The organism is Paenibacillus sp. 01L418 (assembly GCF_056400045.1).
This window is the reverse complement of sequence record NZ_JBFTSN010000300.1, coordinates 1-8,212: the sequence shown is the minus strand read 5'-3', so window position 1 is coordinate 8,212 and position 8,212 is coordinate 1. Positions and strand designations below refer to the sequence as shown.

Sequence of the window (8,212 nt, the reverse complement as noted above, 5' to 3'; positions counted from 1 at the left end):
ATCTTGTCCAAAGCAGTTTGAAGCGTATTTTGCTCCAAATAGGCCACGTAATGAAGCTCTGCCTCGTAAAAAAAATGATCCATCACCACTTGAATATTCGCGGATACCAGACAGTCCTCCTCTGGATTTCCTGAACACCAATGCGGCTTTAGCGTACCGCCTGATAGTGCTCGATATATTTGTGCCAGCGTAACCTCATTCGGCTCACAATTCAAAATATATCCCCCGCCGATTCCTTCCTTCGTCTTCACAAAGCCATGCTTCCGTAAGGAACTCATAATTTTGCGAATACGTGTCGGATTCGTCGAAACGTTGCGAGCAATGGTCTCGCTGCTCGCCATATGATCAGGCAAATAAGCCAACAGCACTAAGCTGTGAACCGCAACCGTAAATTCACTATTCATTTTCACAACTCCCTCTCAAGAAGGATACTGTAATGTTATTTCATACAGTTGATAATGTCAAACCTTCCACCCTAAGAATAGCACAGAGAGAAAGCCTTGGTATAGGCTTTCTCCCTGTCAAACTTTTTTGAGCAGCTTTATTCGGAGCTATCGCTGCTTATATCTTTAAAAACTTTCCCCATTGTCCTTCATCATACACTTGCCCAACCGTTACACAATGATGACTCAGTTCACCCAGATCTCCGAATAATATTCCTTCATAAAATGAAACAGCTGCTCCAACTGCTCCAATCCCTTCGACTCCGCCGCCTGTGCTTGCCGAAGCAGTACGATTGCACGATCCGCGGTTTCAGGGTCCTTCGACTTGCCGCCTTCTGGGAAGGGGAATAGCTCTCTCAGCTTGCCCAGCGCCTCAGCAACTACCTCGTAATGCAGCGCTGCTTCACCCGCATGCTTGCGAACCGTTCTCTCCACAACATTTGTCCCATCCCAGCGGAATGCCAATTCGCGTAAAAAACGAGCAGCGAACTCACGCGCATCAGAAATGACAGCAATGTTATAGGCATGACCATGCTCATCCGCATTTCGCCGCTCCATCACACCAATCCATGCCTCATAACCCGCTAAGCCCTGTACAAATTTATCCTCGAACACATGCGTCCATTCCTTGCCTCGCCCATGATCCACGATCATCGATAACGCCATGCGCAATATTTCGTATTTCGAGTGAGGCAGGCTTTCGCTAATCGTCGTCACGAACAACAAATCAATCTTGGAATCGGCAAAATCGGCATAACTTATCGTGCCGTCCTTCGATACATCTTTTGCATGAAAGAGCTGCTTATCATCATCATAACCATAGATCAAACCGAATTCAGGTATAAACAAATCAAATGAAATGGCAGGGATGCCACGGTCGATTGACTGCTGAACGAGAGCGATAGTTCGCTCTACTTTATCCGGCGTTAACGGGAGCATAGGATCAGCCAAACAGCTCGTAAAGCCGAGATTTCCTATATTCCTCCTCAATATATATCCACCTGGGAATGAGGTTGGCCCTGCCGCGTTAATACTGACGGGATCAATATTCATGCGAAAGGCATGACCGGTAAATCCCATCACATCTGTTAGCGTAAAATGTTTTTTATCCGTGTAGCTCACCGCGCCATGTATAGCAGCAGCGGCCGAGGTCCATGTTTTGGACCAATCCCTATCCAGCGTCATTATTTTCAGCTCCATTCAAGATTTGTCATAAACGTTCTGAACCTACATAGGGGGCGGAGTGAGAATTTTCCTTCTGGGCAAACCGAGCAACGCCCGTTGCTCCACATATAAACTAATCGATATGCGAATACGCTCCTTCTGAAGCTTAACCCTTGATCTCGACAGCATATTGTATACGTTTGAAGTCGTCGTATCGAACAGCTCAGCAATCTCAGCCGGCGGCAGCTCGCCAAAAAATCGTGCTTCAAAAATGTCCCGCTCCCGCTTGTTCAAGCATCGGATCAGCGTATGAATGCTCTGGAGCGTTTCTTGGCGGATGACAGCATGCTCCGGATTTTGTCCTTCACTCGGCTCATTCATGGCTTGATCTGTTAAATGAAACAGGATGCTATCGATATCGCTCCAATCAACCAACTGCCCGCTTTTACCTGCCTCTGCTGGCAGCCCTGATTGGCTCATGAAGCTAACGAATGGCCGCTCCTTGCTATAGGGTCCGCCTCTCCTCAGCTTCATATAGGCTTGATTTCGCACGATCCGGTGCAGCCAAGGAATAAACCTGCTTGCGTCTGTAAGCGTACCGAGGTGCATAAATGCACGAATCAGCGCTTCCTGCACAATGTCCTCTACCATAAACGCATCCTTCGTCAAGCTGCCAGCGAGTCCAAGCGCCTTAGCTCGATGACGACGCACCAGCTCCCCGAACGCTTCCTCATCGCCGGTCCTTGCTCGTTCAACTAACGATTGCTCCTGTGCTTCTGCCCCTGCTCCACTACTTAACAGAACTTGCAAATCGGGTGCCCAAACCTCCATCATTCATCCCCCTTACTAGACAGATGCCACTTACGCCAAATATCTATCAATGGATCAAAACTTTTTTATTTTATAATCAAAAAAAAGCTGCCTATCAGGCAGCCTCTCCTACTCTCTAACGGTGCTGTTCAAAACGATTTTCTTTACTTAACCTCTTGATGGTCTCCAGCTCAGCGGGAGATAGCTGAAGAGCTTCACTTGCCGCGATATTGTGCTGCAGCTGTTCTAACGAGCTCGCGCCAGGAATGACAGCAGCTACAGCTGGATTGGCCAATGCATACCGGATTGCTGTATGCGCCAAATCACGAGAGCCTTCTCCCATCTCTAGCAAAACGTCTCGCAAAGACGACAGCTCCTCTTTGTCATAATCCAAATAACCCTTTTCCGCCTTGGCAGCTCCATTATCGGTTAAAATCCCTTTTGCCACCGGACCTCGAGCAATTAAACTAATGCCCTTCTCTTCTAATAAAGGCAATATTTGCTCTTCAGGCCTTCTGTCCAAAATACTATACTGGCTCATCACACTGACGATATTTGAACGCTCCACATATTCTCGAATAACATTTGGACGAATCGAAGAAATGCCGTAATAGCGAATGAGTCCCTCTTGCTTAAGCTCCTCAAATGCTTCAATCGTCTCCGATATGGGATCATCCAGTGTACCTCCATGCAGCTGATACAAATCGATATAGTCCGTTTGGAGCCTTCGCAAGCTGTCTTTTACAGCCGACTTAATATAAGCTTTGGACGGGTCCCACGACCAGCCCGCTTTTCCCTTCTCCCAACGATTGCCGACCTTCGTCGCAAGTACAATATCTGCCCGTTTTCCCTTTATTGCCTCGCCGATTATTTCCTCATTAAGACCCTCATCATAAAGATCAGCCGTATCTAGAAAATTAATGCCCTTCTCGATCGCTTCATGTACTAGGGCTGTCGCTTTTACTTTATCTGTCCCTAGTGACATGCAGCCAAGGCCGATCTCACTTATGTAGAGCTCTGATTTCCCGAGACGATTGTGCTTCATGCTTGAAATCTCCTTTTCCTTAACCGATAATCTAGCCGCTTCATTATTCATTTATGATATTACTTTTGGACTAAGGGAGCAACAAAAATGGTTCCACTATTAACACTTTAAGGAAATCTGATCCAATATGTTATGTAGCAGCATTAGAGACTGCTCAGTGCGCGCGAATTGACTGCGAATCTGTTCAGCTGTTTGAATGTATGGCGCCTGAATAAGCTCTGAAGACCAGTGTGCAAACATCGATTCCATGCATGCAGCTGTCGTCTCCAAATGAAATTGCAGTCCCATGACATGCTCGCGATAAGCGAATGCCTGTACCTTGCATGCCTCTGAAGAAGCGAGGAGCCGCGTGTCCTGCGGCAAGTCGAAGGTATCGCCATGCCACTGAAACGAAATAAATTGCTCAGGCATGCCGCAGAGCCAAGGATGYTGCTCCTTCGTAAGGTTAATTGAATGCCAGCCTATTTCTTTATGCGTATTTCGGTATACTCGGCTTCCCAGCAGCTCAGCTATCATTTGAGCGCCAAAGCAGATGCCCAGCACTTTTTTGCCAAGGTGAATGGCTTGCCGTACGAACTGCTTCTCTGCCGTAAGCCAAGGATATTTCTCCTCTTCATAGACGCTCATTGGCCCGCCGCATATAACAAGCAAATCCATATCGTCAAGCCATTTGGCATCAATCTCAAGAGCAGGATTCTTAACATCCAAGCGATGTCCTCCAAGGCTGGCCCATGAACGAAACGCATAATCATCATCAAAAGCGAAGTGTTTAAAAGCTATGATATTCATCATTCATTCCCCATCCTTGGTCGCATATGACCTGTAATGAGCTTAATTATAGTATCAATATTTAGTATCGTTAATATCACTTTCCTGAATAGTGGGAAGACATCAATAAAAAAACAACTAGTTCCCTAACCCATATCATGGTACATTTCCAGTAGCATACTTATAATCTTAAATGTGAGTAACGCAATACGTAATGAAAGGATGGATCATATGGGGAAAAAGATATTAAAAACAATTGGTACGCTTATCCTACTCGCAGTTGCGATTGCAGGAGGGTTTTTACTGTATATTACTTTATCCGATTATAAACCCGCAGAAGTTATCGAGATTACGTCAGAAAATAATAAAGAACAACTCATCGAGCAAGGCGTTCCATTTACAGTTACGACCTTCAATATCGGCTATGCTGGCTTGGACAAAAAACAAGATTTTTTTATGGATGGAGGTAAAAAATCACGTTCCAGCAGCAAAAATCAAACGATTTCCAATCTAGACTCCATTTCGTCCTTTATGAAAACAAACCAATCCAACTTTTATTTGCTTCAGGAAGTCGATGCCCGCTCATCAAGAAGCTACCATATTAATGAAATAGACTATTTGGCAAAACCTTTGGAAGATTACAGCTATGCATTTGCTTATAACTATAAAGTGGCATGGGTTCCCGTTCCGATTTTTAATCCAATGGGCTCCGTTCAGAGCGGCCTTCTAACCTTCTCAACATTCAAAAACAAAAGCAATCAGCGATACGATCTTCCAGGCAAAGAGAGCTGGCCGATACAGCAGCTTGAATTGGATCGTGCCTTTATAGAAAGCAGATTTGAGGTCAATAACGGCAAAGAGCTTATTGTTATCAATCTTCATTTATCTGCCTTTGATGAGGGCGGCAAAATCCGCAAGCAGCAATTGGATTATTTAGCCGCTTTTTTAGAGAAGGAGAATGGCAAGGGCAATTATATTATTGTAGGCGGAGATTGGAACCATGCCCTGCCCGGCACTGCCCCTGATCGATTCGAAACGACACAGGCATGGCCAGAATGGCTTCAGCAGTTTCCTGAGGATTTCAAACCAAGCGGCTTCAAGTGGATGGTCGACGACAGCATCGCTACTGTACGTACATTAGATATTGCATACACGGAAGGCGTTAATTTCAGAGCCATAATTGATGGTTTTCTCGTTTCTTCAAACGTAGATAAAATTCGGCTGCAAAGTACAGATTTAGCATTTGAACACAGCGACCATAATCCGGTAACTGCTGAGTTTATTTTACGATAAAGCAAAGAGCCCCGATTTTTCGTAATCGGGGCTCTTTTGTAATTAACGCACATTGAGCTGTTGTTGCTTCAATGCATATTATTTATTTGACGCTAGATTTCAAGCTGGCAGGTTGTTTAAATGCGAGCAGCTTGCCTTTTGCCTGAACCACAATCATTCCGCTCTCAAGCAGCGTCTCTCCAAACTCTCTTTCATTTGTTTTTAATTGTACAATTGGCGCTGCTGTATCTAAATGGATAGCTGATATCGTTCCATCCGTTTGCGCCACATATATCCCTTTACCAATTAAATCAAAACGTGCGATGAGGCCTGTTACACCAGCATTATAATCCACGGTTGTCTTATTAATTAATTTAACCCCATATATCCCGCGGCCATTCGTATAAATCAATTTTCCCTCATATGGCCCAGCCGCATATTTGAATCCTGGCGCGTAAACAACAGGCTTATACACCTTGGGCTCTATTTTGCTCGGATCAGCATTTAGAGGGTAACTATACACCTCAGAATTGAAATTGACGAAAACGTTGTCCCCGTTAATCCAAGCGTCTCCTTCATTTCCGGATTCTCCTTTATTTAAGTCAATCTTTAAAGGATTATATTGTACGCTGTTAAGTACTTTGYCCGTCTTGATATCTAGGGTATCAAGTGTAGTTAATGGAGCAGGCTCGAACAGGTTAACGAGCTTCTGCGCAGTTATAGTTCCATCCTTTGCACCAATAGGAAAGTTGTAATGTGCAGCTTCCCAAACCCTTTTTCCTGTCTTGCGATTAAAAGCATGAAGGAGCGAGTATGTGTAAGCACCCGATAACTCATTTTCTCCTATTATAAAATCGCCATGAAACAGTATCTTTTTGCGCAGCGGCTCTTTGTAATTGTCACGCCACTGAAATTTACCATCCTTTATGCTGTAAGCTTGAATGTCTCCATTAAAGGTGAATAGCTGATCGCCATCCGGAATAATATCATGAATGTTATTAACGTTCACGGAAGCCACCCATACTTTCTTGCCTGAGGACGCCTTAATAGCGTGTACACGGCCTCCGCTCGAATTAACGTACAGTTGGCCTTCCTTATATACGAGAGGCGCTTTGAGCTGACTGCCATACTCCCACAGCTTTTTCCCATTCTGAATAGTAACAGCTATCACTTTTCCCTTTAACAAATAAAAGGCTTTACCTTCACCTGTTGCTGCTATACCTTCGTAGTTCAATGACCATTGCGGTTTAATAATAGGAGCAGCTATCTCCGTTTCTTTGTTATCTCCCACATAGGAAGTACGTGAATCAAATGATGCAGATACAACAGAACTCATTAATAGTAGAGAACAGCATGCCATCAAAATGCCTCGCGAAAAAGCTGTTTTCCAGTTTCTCATTTCACACCTTCTTATCTCCAATTTTCATCACCCAACTTACATAACGTATAATAATTGTAAAATGTTTCTAATCAATTCGTGTTGTCTTCACACTAAAAAGACCAGCAAGGATAAATCCTTGCTGGTCATTAATTATGAATACTATTCATCCTGCGGAAACGGTTTTCTGCCCATAAACCCATCATGTAAACCATGATAATGGCTAACCTCAGCTTCGCCTTCCTTCCAGCAAATCAGAATATCCTGATTATCGAGCACCGCTGGAAAGTCAATTAAACCAGGAGTAATCATTTTCAATTGCACGCCTTTTCGCGAGAAGTTTTCAATTAACAGGTCTACCTCCATCTTCATAAATTCCAGCTGGCTTTCCCTCTCAAAGAAAGGGTCCTCACTGCCTTCAATAGCAGCAAAAACTTGTTCATAAGCAGCCTTCTCTTTCTGATAACTTATATATAAATCTTCAAATTGCGCCGTAATGTGTTGAAGCTTCCGTAAATCCTCTTGCAACTGCGGCAGCATCTCGTTCGCTTCTCTCAGCGTGAAGGTTTTGTTCCCCATCCCGTAAACACTCCCTATCTGATGATAATCATTTATTACATTCCATAATAAGTATCCTACACTCTCTTTCAAGCTCCGTAAAGGAATGGGTTCTAGAGAAGAGTTAGAATCTGCTCCTCTTTTGACGAAAGAGCAAGGTCCTGTCTTCCCTCGAACGATCACAGATACCTATTCATGGTTGAAAAATAAGCCTATATAGTACTGTTCTTTTTCTTCAAAATTCTTTTCCTCTTACTTTCGCAAACACCATCGTATCCCGCAGAATACCGTTGACATCACATTTTTCATTTCGGAGTATGCCTTCTAAGGTGAAGCTCAGTCGCTCTGCAACTCGCGCGCTTCGATAATTCCTAGCATCACAACGTATTTCAATACGATTGGCTTCTAGCTCATTTATTGCAAATGTTGAAATTGCATTCGTCGCTTCCGTTATATACCCATGGCCGCTGTAAGCTGTACGAGCCCAATACCCGATTTCAAATTTTCGCGCTTGCCAATTTATGCGATGAAGACCGCTGCTTCCTATCAACTGACCTGTATCCTTTAAAAAAAGCAGCAGCATGAGGTCTGAACGATCCATATACTTGGACCGAGACTTCCTGATGACAACTTCAGATTCTTCGATCGTAGGCATCGCTTGAGCCCATGGCATCCAAGGTTTGAGCTCATTTTCACTTTCTATAACGGCCTCATTCAGCTTCGCTCCGTCCCCCCATTGGGGCGCGCGGATAAGAAGACGGCTGCTTTCAAAAC

The 8,212-nt window shown here is 44.2% G+C and carries 9 protein-coding genes; 1 reads left to right on the top strand and 8 read right to left on the bottom strand.

All coding sequences use genetic code 11. The annotated features are described in order from the left end of the window. The 5 genes from AC1DSE_RS25495 to AC1DSE_RS25475 all read right to left on the bottom strand — a co-directional run. Positions 1 to 404 (bottom strand): Rrf2 family transcriptional regulator (locus AC1DSE_RS25495; protein ID WP_477528380.1); only part of this gene is annotated, 404 nt, incomplete at its 3' end. Between the two features lie 225 nt (positions 405 to 629). Further along, positions 630 to 1,628: a hypothetical protein gene (locus AC1DSE_RS25490; protein WP_477509950.1), complete on the bottom strand. Its 999-nt coding sequence runs from the start codon at positions 1,626 to 1,628 to the stop codon at positions 630 to 632. A gap of 42 nt (positions 1,629 to 1,670) precedes the next feature. Beyond that, positions 1,671 to 2,441: an RNA polymerase sigma factor gene (locus AC1DSE_RS25485; protein ID WP_477528379.1), complete on the bottom strand. Its 771-nt coding sequence runs from the start codon at positions 2,439 to 2,441 to the stop codon at positions 1,671 to 1,673. Between the two features lie 112 nt (positions 2,442 to 2,553). Beyond that, entirely contained in the window at positions 2,554 to 3,462 is a 909-nt protein-coding gene (locus AC1DSE_RS25480) for an aldo/keto reductase (RefSeq protein WP_477509952.1), read from the bottom strand. A gap of 99 nt (positions 3,463 to 3,561) precedes the next feature. Then, the gene (locus AC1DSE_RS25475) at positions 3,562 to 4,254 is read right to left on the bottom strand and encodes a type 1 glutamine amidotransferase (protein WP_477528378.1); all 693 of its coding nucleotides are present in this window, start codon (positions 4,252 to 4,254) and stop codon (positions 3,562 to 3,564) included. 207 nt (positions 4,255 to 4,461) lie between these two features. Here AC1DSE_RS25475 and AC1DSE_RS25470 point away from each other — a divergent pair, with 207 nt between their 5' ends. Then, positions 4,462 to 5,523 (top strand): endonuclease/exonuclease/phosphatase family protein, encoded by a 1,062-nt coding sequence (locus tag AC1DSE_RS25470; RefSeq protein ID WP_477509954.1) that lies wholly within the window; start codon positions 4,462 to 4,464, stop codon positions 5,521 to 5,523. 82 nt (positions 5,524 to 5,605) lie between these two features. Here the strand turns inward: AC1DSE_RS25470 and AC1DSE_RS25465 are convergent, their stop codons facing one another. The 3 genes from AC1DSE_RS25465 to AC1DSE_RS25455 all read right to left on the bottom strand — a co-directional run. Beyond that, the gene (locus tag AC1DSE_RS25465; protein WP_477528377.1) at positions 5,606 to 6,901 is read right to left on the bottom strand and encodes an outer membrane protein assembly factor BamB family protein; all 1,296 of its coding nucleotides are present in this window, start codon (positions 6,899 to 6,901) and stop codon (positions 5,606 to 5,608) included. A 141-nt stretch (positions 6,902 to 7,042) separates the two neighbouring features. Further along, complete coding sequence (locus AC1DSE_RS25460) at positions 7,043 to 7,459, bottom strand: DUF2203 domain-containing protein (RefSeq protein WP_477509956.1); 417 nt, start codon at positions 7,457 to 7,459, stop codon at positions 7,043 to 7,045. Between the two features lie 214 nt (positions 7,460 to 7,673). Then, positions 7,674 to 8,212, bottom strand: a 539-nt coding sequence (locus AC1DSE_RS25455; RefSeq protein WP_477528376.1) for a GNAT family N-acetyltransferase, incomplete at its 5' end; no start/stop codon positions are given.

What these genes read in the sequence shown, in the direction of transcription:
- AC1DSE_RS25490 (WP_477509950.1), bottom strand. Translation starts at nt 1,628, where the DNA reads ATGACGCTGGATAGGGATTGGTCCAAAACATGGACCTCGGCCGCTGCT.
- AC1DSE_RS25485 (WP_477528379.1), bottom strand. Translation starts at nt 2,441, where the DNA reads ATGATGGAGGTTTGGGCACCCGATTTGCAAGTTCTGTTAAGTAGTGGA.
- AC1DSE_RS25480 (WP_477509952.1), bottom strand. Translation starts at nt 3,462, where the DNA reads ATGAAGCACAATCGTCTCGGGAAATCAGAGCTCTACATAAGTGAGATC.
- AC1DSE_RS25470 (WP_477509954.1), top strand. Translation starts at nt 4,462, where the DNA reads ATGGGGAAAAAGATATTAAAAACAATTGGTACGCTTATCCTACTCGCA.
- AC1DSE_RS25460 (WP_477509956.1), bottom strand. Translation starts at nt 7,459, where the DNA reads ATGGGGAACAAAACCTTCACGCTGAGAGAAGCGAACGAGATGCTGCCG.